At 69.9% G+C, this 16,487-nt stretch carries 20 protein-coding genes, 1 tRNA gene and 1 pseudogene; 11 read left to right on the top strand and 11 right to left on the bottom strand.

Annotated elements, in window-relative coordinates:
- Positions 1-95: 95 nt before the first annotated feature.
- The gene (locus HDA40_RS20295; RefSeq protein WP_275978274.1) at positions 96-518 is read right to left on the bottom strand and encodes a Fur family transcriptional regulator; all 423 of its coding nucleotides are present in this window, start codon (positions 516-518) and stop codon (positions 96-98) included.
- Positions 519-655: 137 nt separating this feature from the next.
- On the opposite strand from HDA40_RS20295, the gene HDA40_RS20290 reads away from it, so the two are divergent.
- Both HDA40_RS20290 and HDA40_RS20285 read left to right on the top strand, forming a co-directional pair.
- Positions 656-1,165, top strand: coding sequence for a DUF2231 domain-containing protein (locus HDA40_RS20290; protein ID WP_253758192.1), 510 nt, complete (start codon positions 656-658; stop codon positions 1,163-1,165).
- A gap of 156 nt (positions 1,166-1,321) precedes the next feature.
- Positions 1,322-2,299 carry a CapA family protein gene (locus HDA40_RS20285; RefSeq protein WP_253758190.1) on the top strand — a complete coding sequence of 326 codons (978 nt, stop codon included), beginning with the start codon at positions 1,322-1,324 and terminating at the stop codon, positions 2,297-2,299.
- A gap of 86 nt (positions 2,300-2,385) precedes the next feature.
- Here HDA40_RS20285 and HDA40_RS20280 read toward each other — a convergent pair whose 3' ends face one another.
- Positions 2,386-2,598: a hypothetical protein gene (locus HDA40_RS20280; RefSeq protein ID WP_253758188.1), complete on the bottom strand. Its 213-nt coding sequence runs from the start codon at positions 2,596-2,598 to the stop codon at positions 2,386-2,388.
- Positions 2,599-2,622: 24 nt separating this feature from the next.
- Between HDA40_RS20280 and HDA40_RS20275 the strand changes: the two genes are divergently transcribed.
- Positions 2,623-2,805 (top strand): hypothetical protein, encoded by a 183-nt coding sequence (locus HDA40_RS20275; RefSeq protein WP_253758186.1) that lies wholly within the window; start codon positions 2,623-2,625, stop codon positions 2,803-2,805.
- Between the two features lie 15 nt (positions 2,806-2,820).
- Here HDA40_RS20275 and mscL read toward each other — a convergent pair whose 3' ends face one another.
- Genes mscL through HDA40_RS20260 form a run of 3 tightly spaced genes read right to left on the bottom strand, consistent with a single transcriptional unit; the run spans position 2,821 to position 4,118 of the window.
- On the bottom strand, positions 2,821-3,186 hold the full coding sequence (gene mscL / locus HDA40_RS20270; RefSeq protein WP_372502896.1) for a large conductance mechanosensitive channel protein MscL: 366 nt from the start codon (positions 3,184-3,186) through the stop codon (positions 2,821-2,823).
- A gap of 32 nt (positions 3,187-3,218) precedes the next feature.
- Complete coding sequence (locus tag HDA40_RS20265) at positions 3,219-3,485, bottom strand: FmdB family zinc ribbon protein (RefSeq protein ID WP_253758182.1); 267 nt, start codon at positions 3,483-3,485, stop codon at positions 3,219-3,221.
- A 54-nt stretch (positions 3,486-3,539) separates the two neighbouring features.
- Positions 3,540-4,118, bottom strand: coding sequence for a 5-formyltetrahydrofolate cyclo-ligase (locus HDA40_RS20260; RefSeq protein ID WP_253758180.1), 579 nt, complete (start codon positions 4,116-4,118; stop codon positions 3,540-3,542).
- Positions 4,119-4,236: 118 nt separating this feature from the next.
- Here HDA40_RS20260 and HDA40_RS20255 point away from each other — a divergent pair, with 118 nt between their 5' ends.
- From HDA40_RS20255 to HDA40_RS20220, 8 genes are all read left to right on the top strand, one after another.
- On the top strand, positions 4,237-6,537 hold the full coding sequence (locus HDA40_RS20255; RefSeq protein WP_253758178.1) for a GGDEF domain-containing protein: 2,301 nt from the start codon (positions 4,237-4,239) through the stop codon (positions 6,535-6,537).
- A 9-nt stretch (positions 6,538-6,546) separates the two neighbouring features.
- Positions 6,547-7,557: a UTP--glucose-1-phosphate uridylyltransferase gene (locus HDA40_RS20250; RefSeq protein ID WP_253758176.1), complete on the top strand. Its 1,011-nt coding sequence runs from the start codon at positions 6,547-6,549 to the stop codon at positions 7,555-7,557.
- Positions 7,558-7,586: 29 nt separating this feature from the next.
- Complete coding sequence (locus HDA40_RS20245; RefSeq protein ID WP_253758174.1) at positions 7,587-8,867, top strand: molybdopterin molybdotransferase MoeA; 1,281 nt, start codon at positions 7,587-7,589, stop codon at positions 8,865-8,867.
- A complete protein-coding gene (locus HDA40_RS20240; protein WP_253758172.1) occupies positions 8,864-9,508 on the top strand; it encodes a GNAT family N-acetyltransferase in 645 nt (214 codons plus the stop codon). Before HDA40_RS20245 ends, HDA40_RS20240 begins: the two co-directional genes overlap by 4 nt.
- 229 nt (positions 9,509-9,737) lie before the next feature.
- A complete protein-coding gene (gene sepX / locus HDA40_RS20235; protein WP_253758170.1) occupies positions 9,738-10,613 on the top strand; it encodes a divisome protein SepX/GlpR in 876 nt (291 codons plus the stop codon).
- 43 nt (positions 10,614-10,656) lie between these two features.
- Positions 10,657-10,730, top strand: a tRNA-Ala gene (locus HDA40_RS20230).
- Between the two features lie 124 nt (positions 10,731-10,854).
- A complete protein-coding gene (locus tag HDA40_RS20225) occupies positions 10,855-11,868 on the top strand; it encodes a glycoside hydrolase family 18 protein (protein WP_253758168.1) in 1,014 nt (337 codons plus the stop codon).
- A gap of 35 nt (positions 11,869-11,903) precedes the next feature.
- A complete protein-coding gene (locus HDA40_RS20220; protein ID WP_253758166.1) occupies positions 11,904-12,374 on the top strand; it encodes a hypothetical protein in 471 nt (156 codons plus the stop codon).
- A 167-nt stretch (positions 12,375-12,541) separates the two neighbouring features.
- Here the strand turns inward: HDA40_RS20220 and HDA40_RS20215 are convergent, their stop codons facing one another.
- From HDA40_RS20215 to HDA40_RS20190, 6 genes and pseudogenes are all read right to left on the bottom strand, one after another.
- Entirely contained in the window at positions 12,542-12,943 is a 402-nt protein-coding gene (locus tag HDA40_RS20215; protein ID WP_253758164.1) for a hemerythrin domain-containing protein, read from the bottom strand.
- Positions 12,944-13,121: 178 nt separating this feature from the next.
- Positions 13,122-13,511, bottom strand: coding sequence for a VOC family protein (locus tag HDA40_RS20210; RefSeq protein ID WP_253758162.1), 390 nt, complete (start codon positions 13,509-13,511; stop codon positions 13,122-13,124).
- 17 nt (positions 13,512-13,528) lie between these two features.
- Positions 13,529-14,176, bottom strand: coding sequence for an SRPBCC family protein (locus tag HDA40_RS20205; protein ID WP_253758160.1), 648 nt, complete (start codon positions 14,174-14,176; stop codon positions 13,529-13,531).
- 109 nt (positions 14,177-14,285) lie between these two features.
- Positions 14,286-14,654: pseudogene (locus HDA40_RS20200) on the bottom strand (ArsR/SmtB family transcription factor); the annotation flags it as partial.
- 733 nt (positions 14,655-15,387) lie between these two features.
- Entirely contained in the window at positions 15,388-15,906 is a 519-nt protein-coding gene (locus HDA40_RS20195; protein WP_253758158.1) for a GNAT family N-acetyltransferase, read from the bottom strand.
- 29 nt (positions 15,907-15,935) lie between these two features.
- Complete coding sequence (locus HDA40_RS20190; protein ID WP_253758157.1) at positions 15,936-16,409, bottom strand: hypothetical protein; 474 nt, start codon at positions 16,407-16,409, stop codon at positions 15,936-15,938.
- Positions 16,410-16,487 lie beyond the last annotated feature (78 nt).

The following is a 16,487-nucleotide window of genomic DNA, read 5'->3' as shown; positions in this document are numbered from 1 at the left end:
GACTTGGGGGAACGATCAGGGAGCTGCGGACACGACACGCCGGTCGATCACGCACATAAGTTCATGATCGCGCGGAAAGGCCCGCGGAAAGGCCCCTAGTCGAGGGTGCGGCGGGATTGGCAGTCGGGGCATAGGCCCCAGAAAGTCACCTCGGCCTCGTCGACTTCGAAACCGTGTGCCGTGTTCGGGTCGAGGCAGGGTGCGGAGCCGACCGCGCAGTCGACGTCGGCGACGAGTCCGCAGCCCCGGCACACGACGTGATGGTGGTTGTCTCCCGTACGCGCCTCGTAGCGAGCAGGAGATCCGGCCGGTTCGATCCGGCGGGCGAGCCCGGCCCGGGACAGCGCACCGAGGACGTCGTAGACGGCCTGGGTGGAGACGGAGTCGATGCGTTCGCGGACGCGGCGGGTGATCTCGTCGACTTCGAGGTGGCCGCCGGCGTCGAGGACGTCGAGCACGGCCAGCCGCGGCCGGGTGACGCGCAACCCGGCCGAGCGCAGCTGTTCCTCACCCGACATGGTCATATCAAAGCACGCTCTCTGGAACGGTCCAAGAAAACGGTCGATGAGGTCGCATGGATCACCGACTACGCTGTGCCGCGGAAGGGTCGCACGACCCACGGGGGCCGGTCCGGTGAGGCATCGAGGAGAAGCGCGTGTTCCAGTACATTCTGGGCATTCCGGCCCATCCGTTGATCGTGCACTTCGCGATCGTCTTCGTCGTCCTGCTCGTCGCCGGCTCGGCCGTCTACGCGCTGGTCCCGCCCGTGCGGCGGCGTACCGGGTGGGCGGTCGGCCTGCTCGCGGTGGCTGGTCCGATCGCCGCGTGGGTCGGCACGGAGTCCGGCGAGCAGCTGGAGAAGCTGGTCGTCGCCCAGGGGTACCCGCAGGAATTCCTCGCGAAGATCAACCAGCACGTCACCTACGGCGACCGCACCTGGTACTTCAGCCTGGGTCTCGGCGCGGCGACTCTGCTGCTCATCTTCGTCTCGACCGCGATCGGCAAGCGCCCGGCCGCCGAGGGCGACAGTCGCCGCGGCTCGCTCATCGCGAACGTCGGGCTCGGCCTGGTCGTCCTGGTCCTGGCCGGGTTCACCGGCTACTACATCTTCAAGACCGGAGACACCGGCGCCCATCTGCGGTGGGTCGACTTCGCGCAGAAGTGACGAAGGGGTAGAAGGGGAGGAATGGCAGCATTCCTCCCCGGATCTCCCAGATCCCCCAAGCTGGCTGGGCTCACGGCTCTCGCGCTCGCTGTCGGACTGCTCTCGGCGTGCACATCTGCTGATACGCCGAAAGCAGCGACCGACTCTCCCCAGCCGGTGCGCAGCTCTCCGCGTACCAGTGAGATCACGGTCGTGGGGGCCGGCGACATCTTGGTCCACCCGCAGGTCTGGGCTCAGGCGCAGCGGGATGGGAATTTCGCGGCGATGTTCGCCGGCGTGCGCGACGTGATCGCGGGTGCCGACCTGGCGCTCTGTCACCTGGAGACCCCGGTGGGCGAGCCGTTCCAGGGGTATCCGCGGTTCAACGCGCCGCCCGCGGTCGTCGCCGGGATCAAGGCAACGGGGTTCGACGGCTGCTCGACGGTCTCCAACCACACCTTCGACCAGGGGCAGGACGGCGTCGAGCGGACGATCGCGGCGCTGGACGCGGCCGGGCTGGGGCACGCGGGGACGGCGAGCCGGCCGGCGGACGCCGGGCACGCCGCCGTCTACACCGTCCACGGCGTACGCATCGCGCACCTGGCCTCGACGTTCGGCTTCAACGGACTGGCCGCGCCGGACGGCAAGACCTGGCTCGCCGAGCGGATCGACCCGGACCGGATCCTGGCCGAGGCGCATCGCGCGAAGCAGGCCGGAGCCGCGATCGTCATCGTCAGCCTGCACTGGGGAACCGAATACCGGCACGACCCGAACGCCGACCAGCTGGCCTGGGCGAACCGGCTGGCGGGGTCGCCGGACATCGACCTGATCCTGGGCCATCACGCGCACGTCGTGCAGCCGATCCGGCGGATCAAGGGCACGACGGTGGTCTTCGGGATGGGCAACGAGCTGGCCCGGCACGCGACTCCCGAGGACGCGAACCGGGAAGGGCTGATGGTCCGGGTGACCTTCGCCCAGACCGGTACGCGCTGGGCAGTCAAGACGGTCGAACCGCTGCCGACCTGGGTGGATCTCAGCCCGAGCATTCGCATCGTGAACTTGACGACGGCGGTGGGCGACACCGGCGTGGACGCCGCCCGGCACCGCACCTACCAGGCCGCCTACGACCGCGTCCGCAAGTACGCCCGCAGCTAGCGCGCTGTTGGCTGCAGATCACGGTTACGCCTGCATCGGCTGCCCGAGGATGCCTGCGTAACCGTGATCTGCTGGGAAGAGGCGGGTCAGAAGAGCCAGAGGATGAGGGCGAGTGCGCACAGGGTCAGCGCGGCGATCCCGCCGATGAAGAAGGTGAACTGCCGGGCGGCGGCGTCGTCCCGATCGAGCGCGGCATGATCCTGCGGCGGCAGTACGCGCGGCGGCGAGTCGCCTTCGATGATCTCCGGCTGATAGTCCGGGTCGTGCGGAGTGACCGGCGGACCCGCGTACTCGGTCACCCGTGCACCTCCTAAGCTGGATGCGTGGCCCGTGACGACCTGACCTTCGAGTCGCACTCCCCGGATGACGACCGGGAGGTGCAGCTCGAACCCGAGGAGCCGCCGATCCTGCCGGACCGGACGGTGGACGAGACGTCGACGGGCTGGAACGACGATCGGGACTCCAACGACGCGCGGCTGATCGAGGACCGCCCGCCGCACTGGTGAGCCCGCAGTCGAGTCCTATTTGCCGAGTTTATCCCTGATCTGGGTGAGTAGGCGTACCTCGTCGGACATCTCTTCCTCGGCGAGCTTGCCGCGCCGCTTCGCCCAGGCGTTCATCGGCACGACGACCAAGTAGTAGACCGCCGCCGCCGTCAGCACGAACGTGATCACCGCGCCGATGAAGGCGCCGTAGTCGAAGGTCACGCCGCGGACCTTGAAGGTGCCGCCGGTGCCATGGCCGCCGGTGATCACGGAGATCAGCGGCTCCAGGAACGACTTCGTGAACTGCGTGATCATCGCGCCGAAGGCCGCGCCGATCACGATGCCCACGGCTAGATCGACGACGTTGCCGCGTGCGATGAACTCCCTGAACCCCTTGAACACGCGGTTCATTCTCGCCCGTCAGGGCGCTGGGCTCAGGAAGACGCGCTGGACGAGCTGGACGAAGAGGATGAACTGGACGAGCCTGACGACCCGGATGAGCTGGACGACGATCCGCCCGACGCCTTCCGGGAGTCGGTGCGGTAGAAGCCCGAGCCCTTGAAGACGACGCCCACGCCGGAGAAGAGCTTGCGCAGCGTGCCGTCGCACTCCGGGCACTCCGTCAACGGCGCGTCGGTGAACGACTGCACGGCCTCGAGTTGGTGACCACAAGCCGTGCACGCGTACTGGTACGTGGGCACGTTTCCTCCTTCTTCGAGTGCCGATAGTGGCACGCGAACCTCGCCAGTCTCAACTCAGCGAGGTAACGGGATCATTCCGCCCAGCGGTGTGACGACGGCCGTCACACGTCGGTCGTGCGGCTGAGCGGCCAGCCTGTGAACAAGCTCACCGTCGTGGAGCAGCGCGATCACGGGCGTACCGGCGGGAACTCGGGCCAGCGCGCGGTCGTAACTGCCACCGCCCCGGCCCAGCCGCACGCCGGTCCGGTCGACCGCCACCGCGGGCACCACGATCAGCTCGGCCTCCGCGATCGCCATCGGCCCGAGCCGGTCGCCGGGGTCGTTCCAGTCGCGCCAGTCCAGATCGTTGTCGCTCATCAGCACAGGCAGCAATACGCGTGGCGCACCTGGCACCGCGGCGAGCCGCCCCGGCAGAGACCCGTCGAGGTGCACTCCCGGTTCCGTGCCGAACGGTTCGTAGGCGGCGATCACGGCCGGCCGCGTTGTGCGTACAAGATCTGACAGATGGACCACGATGCGGCGTGACGCGTCGGCCAATTGGTCGATCGTGCGCTCGCGACGGGCCGTGAGCAGCGCGGACCTGGCCGCCGCCTTACTCGCGGCGAGATCCGCCGGAAGATCGACAGGCACCACCGGCGGAGGATCCGAAAAATCCGACACGCGACACTTCCGTAACAACCCGAACGTAGGGGGCGAACCGTGCAAGCATCGCACCCGCGATGCAGCAATTCTACGGACAACGGAGTGAGCGGTGACCCTGCGTACCCGGCTGACCAGCGCCTTCCTCGCCACGGTGCTGGCACCGGTGGTGGTCGGCGCGCTGGTCGCGGGCGGCGTGCTGACCTCCGTCGCGCGTGACCAGGCCGCCCAGCGGCTGTCGGTGGCGGCGACCGCCGTACGCACCAGCGTGACCGCGTTGTGCGGGCAGCTCGGCGCGGTGGCGCAAGCGGTAGCGGCGGCCCCCGCGCCCGATCGCGCGGCCGTGGCCCAGGGATATGTGGTCCGTGGCCTGGCGACCGGGGTGCACATCGAGACGGGCGGCGAGGCGGACTTCGCCGGGATCACGACGCCGGGCGCGCCTCCGCCGCCGTGGGCCGACTGCCCGCCGGGGTCGGCGAGCGACATCGGCCCGGCCAGCTATGAGGGTCTGGCTGCCCGGGTGGACCTGGTGTCCGGCGGGCAGACCATCGGCTCCGTGTACGCCGCGCAGACCGTCGACCGGGCGTTCCTGAACCGGCTCAGCGACGCCATCGGGGTGGACGTCGAGCTGCGGCCGGGTTCCTTCTTCCACGCGTTCGGGGATTCGCCCGAGGTGACCGATCCGGCCGACGACTTCGAGGCGCTGCCGCGGTCGCAGACGACGACGGCGCCGGTCGCGTCCGGCCCGTTCAACCGGGTCCTCGGCGCCGGGGACGGGCTGCCGCTGCCGTTGACGCTGTCGGTTCCCGAGCCGGACGCGTACGCCCGCTATGCGATGCTCGCCGCGATCGTGCTCATCACCGCGGCCGCCGCCGTCCTGGTGGCGTGGTGGCTGGCCCGGACGACGACGGCCCCGCTGGCCAACCTGGTGACCGCCGTCGACCGGGTCGCCGACGGCGACCTGCAGGCTCGCGTACCGGTGCGGGGCAACGACGAGATCGGCCAGGTCGCCTCGGCGTTCAACCGGATGACCGGCGAACTTGAGTCCTATGTAGATGCTCTGACCGCCAGCCGGGACCAGCTGCGGGGCCAGCTGGGCGTGCTCGGCGACACCCTCTCCAGTACGCACGACCTCCACCGCATTCTGCAGGTGATCCTCCAGACCGCCCGGCACGCCGCCGGAGCCCGCGCCGGAGTGGTGCTCCTCATCGACCCGGCGACCGGACTGCTGACCGGCCAATGCGCCGAAGGACTCGACCCGGCGATCCCGATCCGGGTCCCGATCGGCGAGGGACTGCTCGGCTCGGTCGCGGCGACCGGCGTACCGGTCCGGGGGCGGACCGACCGCGACGGCCCGGTGCTGCTCGCGGCGGAACCGCGCTGCAAGTCCTATGTCGTCGTGCCGTTCACCCTGGGCGGGCCGCTTCCGTCCGCCGCCTCCGTGGCCACCGTCGCCGCCGATCCCGCTTCCGGACCCGCCGCCGGCCCGGGTGGTTCGGCCGGCGCGGCTGACCTGCCTCAGGTCGAGGCCGGGCCGGTCGGCTTGTGGCCGGCCGGGCTGCCCGCCGCGCAGGGCGTTCTGGCCGTCTACGACCGGGTCGGCCGGGACGAGTTCGACGACGGCGACCTCGACACCCTTCGGACGTTCGCCGGGCAGGCCTCGGTCGCCGTCGACAACGTCCGGGTGCACGAGGAGGCCCAGCGCCTGTCGGTCACCGACTCCCTGACCGGGCTGCTCAACTACCGATCCATGCTGGACTGCCTACGCCGTGAGGCCGACCGCGCGCACCGATTCGGCCGGCGGCTCTGCGTACTGGCGCTGGACCTCGACCGGTTCAAGGAGATCAACGACTCCTACGGGCACGCCGCCGGGGACGTCGTGCTCGCCGAGTTCGCCCGTCGCGTACGCGCCGAGATCCGTGAGGTCGACCTGGCGTTCCGGCACGGAGGCGAGGAATTCGTCGTCCTGCTGCCCGAGACCGACCTCGCCGGCGGAGTGGCCGTCGCGGACCGGTTGTGCGCCTCGATGCGTACGCAGCCGGTGTTGTTGCCACGCGGACGGGTGGATGTCACCGTCTCCATCGGCATCGCCGTCTTCCCGGAGCACGGCGCGACCGGATCAGCGGTGCTGCAGGCGGCCGACGACGCCCTGTACGCCGCCAAAGCAGCCGGGCGGGATCGACATCGGACCGCGTTCTCCCCGGGAGTCGCGTCGGTGCCGCCGTCTTCGCTGCTCGACCCGCCCACCCAGCCGTCCCCCGCCGCTGCGGGCGGCGGTGGTGCGGGCTCGGGCGGAGCGGCCGCAGGCAGCGGTGTCGCAGGCGATCAGGGCGAGAGCGCGACAGTGACGGAATTGACCACACGCGGCGCGTCGAGCGGTCCGCATCCCCCTCGACAGGTCAACGGCCGATAGTCTCGCCACATGCTCGGACACACCCCCAACCCAGCAGGCGACGTGGTGACCGCGCCGACGGCGGCAGGCGTCGCCGAGGGTGGCACCCGGCGTGCCACCAAGGCTGTCATCCCCGCCGCTGGGCTGGCAACCCGATTTCTGCCCGCGACGAAGGCCGTACCGAAGGAATTGCTGCCGGTGGTGGACCGGCCGGTTCTGCAATACATCGTGGAGGAGGCGGCGCACGCCGAGATCAAAGACATCCTGCTGGTCACCGGGCGGGGCAAGACGAGCATGGTCGACCACTTCGACCGGAACCCCTACCTGGAACAGCGGCTGGAAGCCAAGGGTGACACCCGACGACTGAACGCGGTGCGGCGTACGTCGGAGCTCGCCGAGATCTACACCTGCCGGCAGGGTGAGCCGCTGGGGCTGGGCCACGCCGTCTCGTACGCCGAACTGCACGTCGGCGGGGAACCCTTCGCCGTCCTGCTCGCCGACGAGTTCTGCGAGGAGGAGCGGCCGCTGCTGCCGTCCATGCTGGAACTCCAGGCCAAGACCGGCGGCATCGTGCTGGCCTTCATCGAGGTGCCCGACGATCAGGTCGACCGATACGGCATCGCATCCGTCGAGCAGGTGACAGCCGAACTCGACGCGATCAGCGACGCTGGACCTGTGGTGAAGGTGACCGGGCTGGTCGAGAAGCCGAAGGTCGAGGACGCGCCCAGCAATCTGGCCGTCGTCGGCCGCTACGTGCTGCCGTTCACCATCTTCGACGCGATCCGCCGGACCAAGCCCGGCAGCGGCGGCGAGATCCAGCTGACCGACGCGATGGCGATCCTGCTCGACGAGGGCACCCCGGTCCACGGGATCGTCTATCGGGGACATCGTTACGACACCGGCATTCCGCTGGGGTACCTCCAGGCGACGGTGCAGCTCGCGTGCGAGCGGGAGGACCTCGGGCCGGCATTCCGGGAGTGGCTCGTGGACTACCTCGCCGGCTCCACTCCCGCGGCGGGCACTTCGGCCGGGGGAGCCTGACCGGCGGAGATCGACTGGATGACACGGAGATGACCGCAACGGCCGAGTTCGAGTCGGCGTCGGCTTCAGAGCTGACGCCGCTCGCCGACTACCTGGGCAGCGTGCTGCGCAGGCTCAGGGCGCTGCCGGCGCTCGACCTCGACCTGACCCAGGCCCACGGCAACGTGCTGGCCGAGAACGTCCTGGCGCCGCATCCGTACCCGGCCTTCGACTCGGCCGGGATCGACGGGTACGCCGCCCGCGCGGAGGATCTCCTGCCGCCGGGACCGGGTCGTCCGGTGCGGCTCAACGTCATCGGCGACCTCTCCGCATCGAGTTGGCGGCCGGTGCGGCTCACCCCGCAGAGCTGTTTCTCGGTGGCGGCCGGCGCGCCGATGCCGATCGGGGCGGACGTCGTCGTCCCGGTCGACTGGACCGATCAGGGGATGGCCGCCGTCGAGATCCAGCGGCTGCCCAAGCGCGGTTTCGGCGTACGCCGAGCGGGCGAGGAGATCGGGGCAGGAGACCTCCTCGCCCGGTCGGGCGCCGTCGTCACCCCGGCATTGGTGGCCGTCCTGGCCGCCAGCGGCATCGGCCACGTCGTCGTACGCCCGACGCCCCGAGTCGTCATCGTGGCGACCGGCGACGAACTCGTCGAAGCGGGCCGGGTCAGCCAGCCCGGTCAGGTCGTCGACGTCAACTCGCACGCCCTGACGGCAGCCGCCGCCGAGGCGGGCGCGCACGCGTACCGGGTGGGGATCTGCGACGACGACCCGGAAGGGTTGCGTGGCCTCCTGGAGGACCAGACCCTGCGGGCGGACCTCATCATCACCACCGGTGGCACCGGGACCGGACCGGGTGACATGGTCCGGCGCATCCTGTCCCGCCGGGACGGCGGCCGCGCCGGCAGCGTCACCTTCACGGAGGTCTCCCTCTATCCCAGTTCGATTCTCGGCTTCGGCACCTACGGGTCGGCCGAGGAGGTCCCGATCATCTGCCTCCCGGGCGATCCCGGATCGGCGCTGATCGGCTTCGAAGTCCTCGCCCGCCCGGCGATCCAGCTGCTCGCCGGGGCCGAACCGGTGTTCCGCCCGTCCGTGCGCGCGCACCTCCTCGAGACCGTGACCTCCCCGACCGGACTCCGGGAGTTCCGGCCTGCGCTCGTCGCGGAGCGTCGAGGAGGCGGATACACAGTGCAGCCTTTGGCGGGCGGAACGCGTACGCTGGCGGGGTTGGCCGAGGCGAACGGCCTGCTGGTCCTCGGCGAGCGGGTGACGACCGCCCCCGCCGGGTCCACCGTGGATGTGCTGCTGCTGGACAGGCGACGATGAACAGAGCCTTCGGGTACCCGGCCGTGCTCAGCGACGGGCCGGTGTTGCTGCGCCCATACCTGCGTTCCGACGCGCAGGTCTGGTCCGAGGTACGCCAGCTCAACCAGCGTTGGCTGGCACCCTGGGAGGCCACGCCGATCGGGCCGTGGGCGCAGATGAACTCGACGGCGGCGTTCAAGCAGGTCTACAAGGGGCTGCGCGCGGCGGCCAAAGAGGGCGAGGCGATGCCCTTCGCCATCTGCCTGCGCCCGCCCGAAGGCGGACCCGAGCGGTTCGTCGGCCACATCAACCTCGGCAACATCGTGCGACGGGCGTTCGCGTCGGCGTACTGCGGCTACTGGATCGACTCCCGGGCAGCCGGGCAGGGCATCATGCCGACCGCGCTCGCCCTCGTCGTCGACCACGCCTTCAACGCCGCCGGGCTGCACCGAGTGGAGATCAACATCCGGCCGGAGAACAAGGCCAGCCGCCGGGTCGTCGAGAAACTGGAGATCCGCGAAGAGGCGTACCACCCGCACTACATGTTCATCGACGGCGCTTGGCGCGACCACATCGGGTACGCCGTGACCGTCGAAGACATCGTGAGCGACGGGGGCCTGCTGCGGCGGTGGCACCGCCTCCGCTCCACCCCACCCCAGTAACCCGTGCTGTCGCGTTGATCATGGACTTAACGCCATGATCGACCGGCGCGTCGTGTGCGTACCATCATGATCAATCCCTCATGCCCTTGATCGACGTGCCGCGCGTCGGGTGATCTCGCGCGTGTCGGCGAGCCTGCCGCCCACACCGGCATCTCGCGCTTACCCTCGGTAAACGATCTATCTGATCGCGGGGCCGCCGCCAGGCCTCGTACCGAGAGTGACGGGAGGGGTGAGGGTGCCGACCTCGGTGCTCCTCGCCGTCCTCACCGCGGCCGGGCTGCTCGCCCTGGCGCCGGCGCTCGTGCGCCGGTACGACGCCACCGAGCGGCTGGTGGCGGAGCGGGCGCTGTCGACGGCGCGGGTCCTGTCGAGGAACCGGCGCCAGCGCACTGTGCCAGGACGCCGCCCGGTCAACCCGCCGCGGACCTTCATCCCATCGGTCCCGATCGACTATCTCCCGGTGTCCGCCGTCCCCGTGGTCAGCGGCATCCCCGTGTCGGCCCCGGCTCGCTCCGGCCCCCGGGCGTCGTCCCGTCGCCCGACCCTGACCGTGGTACCGCGCTCGGCCGTCCCGTACACACTGCGTGACGCGACCGGCGGTCGCAGCCGCCTCAAGCCCGCCGTCTACCGCCGCCGCCGGGTCCTGGCCGCGCTCACCCTCTTCAACGCCGTCGAACTCGTCGGCGTCTTCGCCGTCGGCCCCGGCTTCTGGATCGGCGTCGCCGCCAGCGTCACGCTGCTCGTCGCGTACGTCGGGCACCTCCGCAGCCGCGCGCTCCAGACCCAGCGCCGCCGCCGCGCCGAGGAAGCCGAAGCCCGCTGGCTCGCCGACCAGCAGGCCGAGGTCCGTCGCGCCCAGCGCCGCCGCGCCGCCGCCCGGCGCGAGGCCGCGCGCCTCCTCCAAGAAGAACTCATCCGTCAGCGCGCGGCCCTCGAAGCCGCGCAAGCGGGCCAGCAAGACCTGCCCCGCGCCGTCGGCGGTCCGGTCATCTCCTACCGTCCCGCGACGCGAGGCCCGGCCATCCAGCCACGCCCACGGGTACGCGGAAAGCCGTACCACGCCGGGCCAGCCGTCGGCGGGGGTGATTCGCGCTCGGCAGGGTAGACCTGCTAGCCTTATCGCCGGTCCGAGGATTCGGATCAAACCGGGGGACGTGGCGCAGCCCGGTAGCGCACCTCGTTCGCATCGAGGGGGTCAGGGGTTCGAATCCCCTCGTCTCCACCCAATTCGCCAGCGCTGATCGCGCTGGCGATTTTGTGTCTCCGGTCACCGTGGTGACAGCTATGGCCACCATGAGCCGGCCGCCCGATGACGACCAGGTTTCGGCGATGGCATGATCGCCGGGATGGTGACCGATGGAGGCAAGCGCTGGGTCAGGCGTACGGCGAGGGCGTTGCTCGCGTTGCTCGGCAGCGTTGCTCTCCTGGTCGCGACAGCACTGGTGGCGCTCTCGATCGAATCCTCGGGTACGCCTAGCGCGTCCGCGCGGGGCACCGGTCATGACGCAGAGTGGCTCGGCCACGCCTGGGTCGACGGGCGCAAAAGTCAGTCTGATGTGGACGATCTCGTGGCGTTGCTGCGTACAACGGGAATCCGTGACCTCTTCGTGCACAGCGGGCCGTTCAACGACGACGGGACACTGGATCCCGCCCTCCGGCCGCGTGGGCGTTGGTTCGTCGGTGCCATTCATGCGGCGCTCCCTGGCGTACGCGTTCAGGCGTGGCTGGGCGCCCATCCGGTGCCGGGCGAGCTGGACTTCGCGCTGGCGAGTACGCAGGCGAACCTGTCGACCTCGGCCGCACAAGTGCTCGACGACGGTTTCGACGGCGTCCACTACGACTTCGAGCCCGTCGTCGACGATGATCCCGATCTGCTGACGGTGCTCCGCCAGGCGCATGAGGTCACCCGAGCCCGGGAAGCGGTGCTTTCGGTTTCGGCGGTCCATACCGAGCCCTGGCGAGGCATGACGGTCGGTCTGGCCATGCTGCCGACGTCGCTCGCCCTGTGGTCGGCCGGCTATCTGCGTGAGGTCGCGCTGGAGGTGGATCAGGTGGCCTTGATGGCTTACGACACCTCACTGCCTTCGGAGGCGGCGTACGCCGGTTATGTGCGGCGGGTGACAGAGGCGGCCTTGCAGGCGGTGCCGGAGGAGGTCGCGTTGTTCATCGGCATTCCGGCGTACCACGATGAGCATCCGTTTCATCACAGGCAGGCGGAGACGGTCGCTGCCGCAGTACGCGGAGTTCGTCTGACGATGGGCGACAAGGCGCTGACTCGTGAGTTCGGAGTCGCCGCTTACGTGGATTTCGCGGCCACAGCCGAGGACTGGGCCGCCTATCGAGAGGGCTGGCACGACTAGCCGTTAGCCGGGTACGCACCCGTTACGGTGTGCGGATGACTCGCGTTGTGGTGCGGCCGCGCATTCGGATGGCCCTGTTCATGATCATCTCCGATGTCTTCGCGCTGGCGGGTCTTTCCTACCTCGCGAACGGCCATGTCGTCGCCGACCGCAACTGGCCCGGCGTCGGCCTCGGATGCGCGCTGACGCTGATCGGCGCGCTGGGCGTCTGGCGTACGCTCCGGCTGGGCGTGATCATCGATCAGAGCGGCCTGCTGGTTCGCAGCTTCGCCGCACCGAACCGGTTGGTGGCGTGGACGGCTGTTCAGTCGATCGGCAGCGAGAAGCTCTTCCTTCGCGGCGGAAGGCCGTTCTATGCGCCCGTTCTGCAAGTCGACGGCATCGGCCGGCTGAAGGCTCCGGAGGTGGGTTCGTCCTCGCTGGAGGAGGCTGAGCGGAATGCCGCCGACCTCCGGGGCCTCCAGGCGGCGGCGCAGAACTACCGACCGGCGGTCATCAGCGGCTAGTCGCGAACCAGGCTTCGGGGCGATCGGCGTACGCGTCGGCGACGCAGGCCGTCTCGCCGGGATCGAGGCACCCGTCACGAGTGTCCAGCGACCGTTGTCCTCTCGGCGTACCAGCAGGTCGTGACCGATTTTCTCGCGGAGCGCGAGGATGAATTCGGGCGTCGGCATCAGGACCCCAGCAGGGTGGGCCCGAGGCCGGGATCGAGGTGGTCGAGCGCCGCCGCGAGCTTGCGCTCCTCGTAGGTGAAATGAGTTTCGAGCAGCGCGGCGAGCGTGTCGCGTTCGAGCTTGGTCGGCGCGGCCGCGAGTTTGCGCAGAGACTCGACGATCAGCTCATGATCGCGGCGCAACTCGGCCACGACCGTGCGAAGTTCGGGATGATCAGCCTCGATACGCGGAAAAGCGCCGGCTTCCTCGGCCGAGTGATGGCGGGTGAGCGCGTCGCAGAAGGCGAGGCAGTGGGCCGTCAGATCGGCCGCGGTGTCGAGGTCGGCGAGCTGTTCGCGGAGGCGGTCGTGGATGTCGGCGAGCTGGTGGCTGAGGGCGAGCAGACGGTCGTATTCGGGCATCGTTCCGCCACTGTACCAACGGCACTGATGCGTTGATCATGGAGTTTCCGGCGTCGACACACCGTCGAGAGCACAGTTAACTCCATGATCAACGGGGTTCGGGCCGGCCGGGGGCGCGGCGGGCCGCGGCGGGCCGGGGCGGGGCGGCGGGGCGGCGGGGCGGCGGGTCGGACGGCGCTTAGATGCGGGCGACGATGAGGACCGGGTTGCCGTCCGGATCCGACACGTACGCTGCCCGCTCGCCCCACGGCTGGTCGGCCGGTTCGGAGAGGACCGAGACGCCGGCTCCGCGCAGGAACTCGACGGCGAGGTCGACGTTGTCGGCGTACACGCAGACCTCGACGCGGTTTCCGGTTTCGAGGCTGCGCATGCGTCCGTGCAGGGGTACTGAGCCGGCCCGGCCGAAGCCGAACTGGGCCGGGCCGAGGCTCAGCACGATGAACTCGGGATCGTCCAATGGGGACGAAGGAAACCGGTACGCCTCCGAGAACCCGAGAAGGTCGCGATAGAACGCCGTGATCGCCGCCATGTCGTCGGTCAGGAAGATGGGGAACGGATCGCGGAACATACCGCGACGATATCTTTCTATTCGGCGTTCTCCGGTGGAACGTAGAACTCCGTCGTGTTGCGCGTGGCCGTGGCCGCCTCCTCGGGCGTGGCGCCCGACGCCAGCAACGCCTGGCCCCAGGCTTCGCTGCTGCCGGTGGTGAGTTCGCGGCCCTCGGCTGAGGCGCCCCAAGCCATCCGCTCCTCGAACGACGCCTCGACGCCGGTCAGCTCCCAGCTCAGACCGAGCAGGCCCAGCTCCCAGCCGACCCCGACGGCACCCGGCCCGTATGTCGCCCACCGCTCGGGGTCGACGGTGGCCACGTGCTCCAGATCCAGCATGGTCCGGTCGCCGTCCTCCGTCAGGCGTACCTCGACCTCGGAGACGTCGCCCGCTGCGGGCTCACCGAAGAACCAGGTCACCCGCAGCCGCTCGGGCGCCTCGCACTCCAGCACCTCGCCGCCCGCGTTGCCCTCGAACTGGTACCGGCCGCCGAGGCGCAGATCGCCGCTCACCGGCAGGAACCATCGGACGATCCGTTCGGCGCGGGTCAGCGCGTCCCAGACGTCATCGATCTTCGCGTTGTACGCCCGACGCAGCCGGACGGTGCGGGCATCGCCGTTGGGCAGTGCCCGGCGTCCCGTCTCACGCTGCACGGCGGCGAGTTCCGCGATGATGTCCATCATTGGCTTGCTCCTGTTCTCCTTGTCGGAGGGCTTCCCGTTCGCTTTGCCGTTCACCTTCCTGGTGGCGGCTCTCTGGCTGACCAGGTTCGCCCCAGCGGTCTTCCTGTTGCCGGGTCTCCCGTTGCCGGTCTTCCTGTTGCGGCGCTTCCTGTTGCCGGGTTTCCCGTTGGCCGCGAGCCAGTTCGGTGGCCAGCGCGTCCAGCCGCTGGTTCCAGAACGCCCGGAACCGACTGAGCCACTCGTCGGCCTCCTCGAAGGCGGCCGCATCGAGCGCGTAGAGGCGACGCGTCCCCTCGGCGCGGACGGTGGTGAATCCGTTGTCCCGCAACACTTTGAGATGTTGGGAAACGGCGGGTTGAGAGATGCCGAACTCCGCCTGGATGGTCGTGCTCACCGCGCCGGCGGCCTGTTCGCCCGTTGCGAGCAGCTCCAGGATCCGACGGCGTACCGGGTCGCCGAGTACGTCGAACGCGTGCACCTCCCGACTATTTCAGGGGGAGGTTATATAAGTCAAGGCTTAGGTAATCGGCGGCGCACCGTGACGTCCGCAAAACCCACCGTCACCAGGCGATCCGGCGCTTCGATGCGGGCGTGTCGCACCTTGACTCTGACGAACATCCGTTCGATAGTTTCCGTCCGTGGGACGCGCGAAGATCTGGCTCCCGTACGGTCATCCGCCTCGCCAGCGAGGCCGGGTGCAGGCGTGCCCCGCCGGGCACGGGATGATGCGGCCCGCCTGGTCTATGTGCCTGGACTGCGGGGTCTACTGCCGTCACTGGGAGTGCGCCGAATGCGTCCAGGAGCTTCGCGATGTCACCCACGTCTGTGGCTCCGGCTGACGCGCGTGGGATCCCCAGTGTCGCGGAGCGCTCGGCTGCCGGTTGAGCCCTCGCTCCGTGGCTCAGCGCCGCCGGGTCCACGGCTGCGGCGGGCCGACGGCGCTGGGTCTCTTAGCTCCTGCCACGTCCCCGATTCGCGCGGAGTCCTAGATTCGCGTGGCGTCCTAGATTCGCGTGGCGTCCTAGATTCGCGCGGCGTCCTTGGTTCGCGTGGCGTCCTTGGTTCGCGCGGCGTCCGCGATTCGCGCGGCGTCCTCGGTTCCTGCCACGTCCGCGGTTCGCGCGGTGGCCTCGGTTCCTGCCACGTCCGCGGTTCGCGCGGCGTCCTCGGTTCCTGTGGTTCTGAGCCGCCGGGTCTGCGGCTTCTCTGGGTCAGAGGCGCTGGGTCAGGATCTGTCCGGGCCAGTCCCGGTCGCCCTGGGCCACCGAGAACGTCTGCGCCCGGGTGAAGCCTTGCCCCTCGTAGTAGCGGACCAGCGCCCCTTCGCCCCCGGCGAAGCAGTCCAGGCGCAGCAACCCGACGCCGCGCTGTCGCGCCAGCTCCCGGGCGTGGTCGAGCAATGCCGAACCGACGCCACTGCCCTTGACGGTGCGGTCGGAGATGAGCAGCTGGACGTAGAGTTCCGGCTCCTCGGCCGGCGGTGCGTACGGGAGAGCGTCGCCGACCGAGAGCGCGCCGACCGGACGGCCGTCGGCCTCGGCGATCCAGAGCCCGCCGTCGCGGGCGAACCCCTCGATCTGGGCGATCCGTTTCGGATTCGTCGAATGCGGCTCCGACCCCCACTGATCGGTACGCCCGATGGAGACCAGCCACTCGGTCGCCCCGTCCATGAAGCGGAGCACGGTGAAGACGTCGTCCAGGGTTCCGGGGCGAATGATCAGCGAGGACATCCGACCATCCTGCCACCCGGATCAGTGCCTCAGGCATCGGCCGCCGCCCGCAGACTGCCCATCGGCCAGCCCGCCTCCTTCGCCGTGAGGTGACCGAGTCGCACCAGCCGGGCCTTCACCCCGCCGGCCGTCCGGCCGAGCGCGCCCGCGATGTCGTCGTACGCCTCGCCGGCCTCGAACCGCTCGACGAGCGCGGCCTCGTCGGCCTCCGTCCACTTCGTATAGAGGTTGGGATGCTTCCGCCGCCGCTCCGCCATCGGAGGTACGCCGCCCCACGCGCTCATGGTGGCGACCTCCAGCGGCAGCACGGTCAGCACGAGCGAGACGTCGGAGGGCGCGATCACGCCGGTGAGGTCGGTCATGACCTGCCCGTCGGTGTCGCAGATGATCAGGCTGAAGTCCCAGCGCCCGTCGGCGGAGGGTGAGGCGGAGATCTGGCCGGTGCGATCGGGGCCGGTCACTTCGCGGACGATCGCCTGCGCCGGATGGATGTATGCGCTCATGGAGAAGACGCTAGGAACCAGGACCGACAGCCCGACCCGGTACGCCGGCAGGATCCCGGGATAACGCGGTCTCGCCGC

Origin of the sequence: Hamadaea flava (assembly GCF_024172085.1) — a bacterium.
Classification (GTDB): domain Bacteria; phylum Actinomycetota; class Actinomycetes; order Mycobacteriales; family Micromonosporaceae; genus Hamadaea; species Hamadaea flava.
The sequence above is the reverse complement of the archived record's forward strand: the minus strand, read 5'-3'. Positions and strand labels throughout refer to the sequence as shown.

Excerpts from the sequence above, each read along its gene's own strand:
- HDA40_RS20215 (WP_253758164.1), bottom strand. The coding sequence starts at position 12,943 with ATGCCCGAATACGACCGTCTGCTCGCCCTCAGCCACCAGCTCGCCGAC.
- HDA40_RS20195 (WP_253758158.1), bottom strand. The coding sequence starts at position 15,906 with ATGTCCTCGCTGATCATTCGCCCCGGAACCCTGGACGACGTCTTCACC.
- HDA40_RS20240 (WP_253758172.1), top strand. The coding sequence starts at position 8,864 with ATGAACAGAGCCTTCGGGTACCCGGCCGTGCTCAGCGACGGGCCGGTG.
- HDA40_RS20205 (WP_253758160.1), bottom strand. The coding sequence starts at position 14,176 with ATGATGGACATCATCGCGGAACTCGCCGCCGTGCAGCGTGAGACGGGA.
- HDA40_RS20190 (WP_253758157.1), bottom strand. The coding sequence starts at position 16,409 with ATGAGCGCATACATCCATCCGGCGCAGGCGATCGTCCGCGAAGTGACC.
- HDA40_RS20295 (WP_275978274.1), bottom strand. The coding sequence starts at position 518 with ATGTCGGGTGAGGAACAGCTGCGCTCGGCCGGGTTGCGCGTCACCCGG.
- HDA40_RS20250 (WP_253758176.1), top strand. The coding sequence starts at position 6,547 with ATGCTCGGACACACCCCCAACCCAGCAGGCGACGTGGTGACCGCGCCG.
- HDA40_RS20210 (WP_253758162.1), bottom strand. The coding sequence starts at position 13,511 with ATGTTCCGCGATCCGTTCCCCATCTTCCTGACCGACGACATGGCGGCG.
- HDA40_RS20245 (WP_253758174.1), top strand. The coding sequence starts at position 7,587 with ATGACCGCAACGGCCGAGTTCGAGTCGGCGTCGGCTTCAGAGCTGACG.
- HDA40_RS20225 (WP_253758168.1), top strand. The coding sequence starts at position 10,855 with ATGGTGACCGATGGAGGCAAGCGCTGGGTCAGGCGTACGGCGAGGGCG.
- HDA40_RS20220 (WP_253758166.1), top strand. The coding sequence starts at position 11,904 with ATGACTCGCGTTGTGGTGCGGCCGCGCATTCGGATGGCCCTGTTCATG.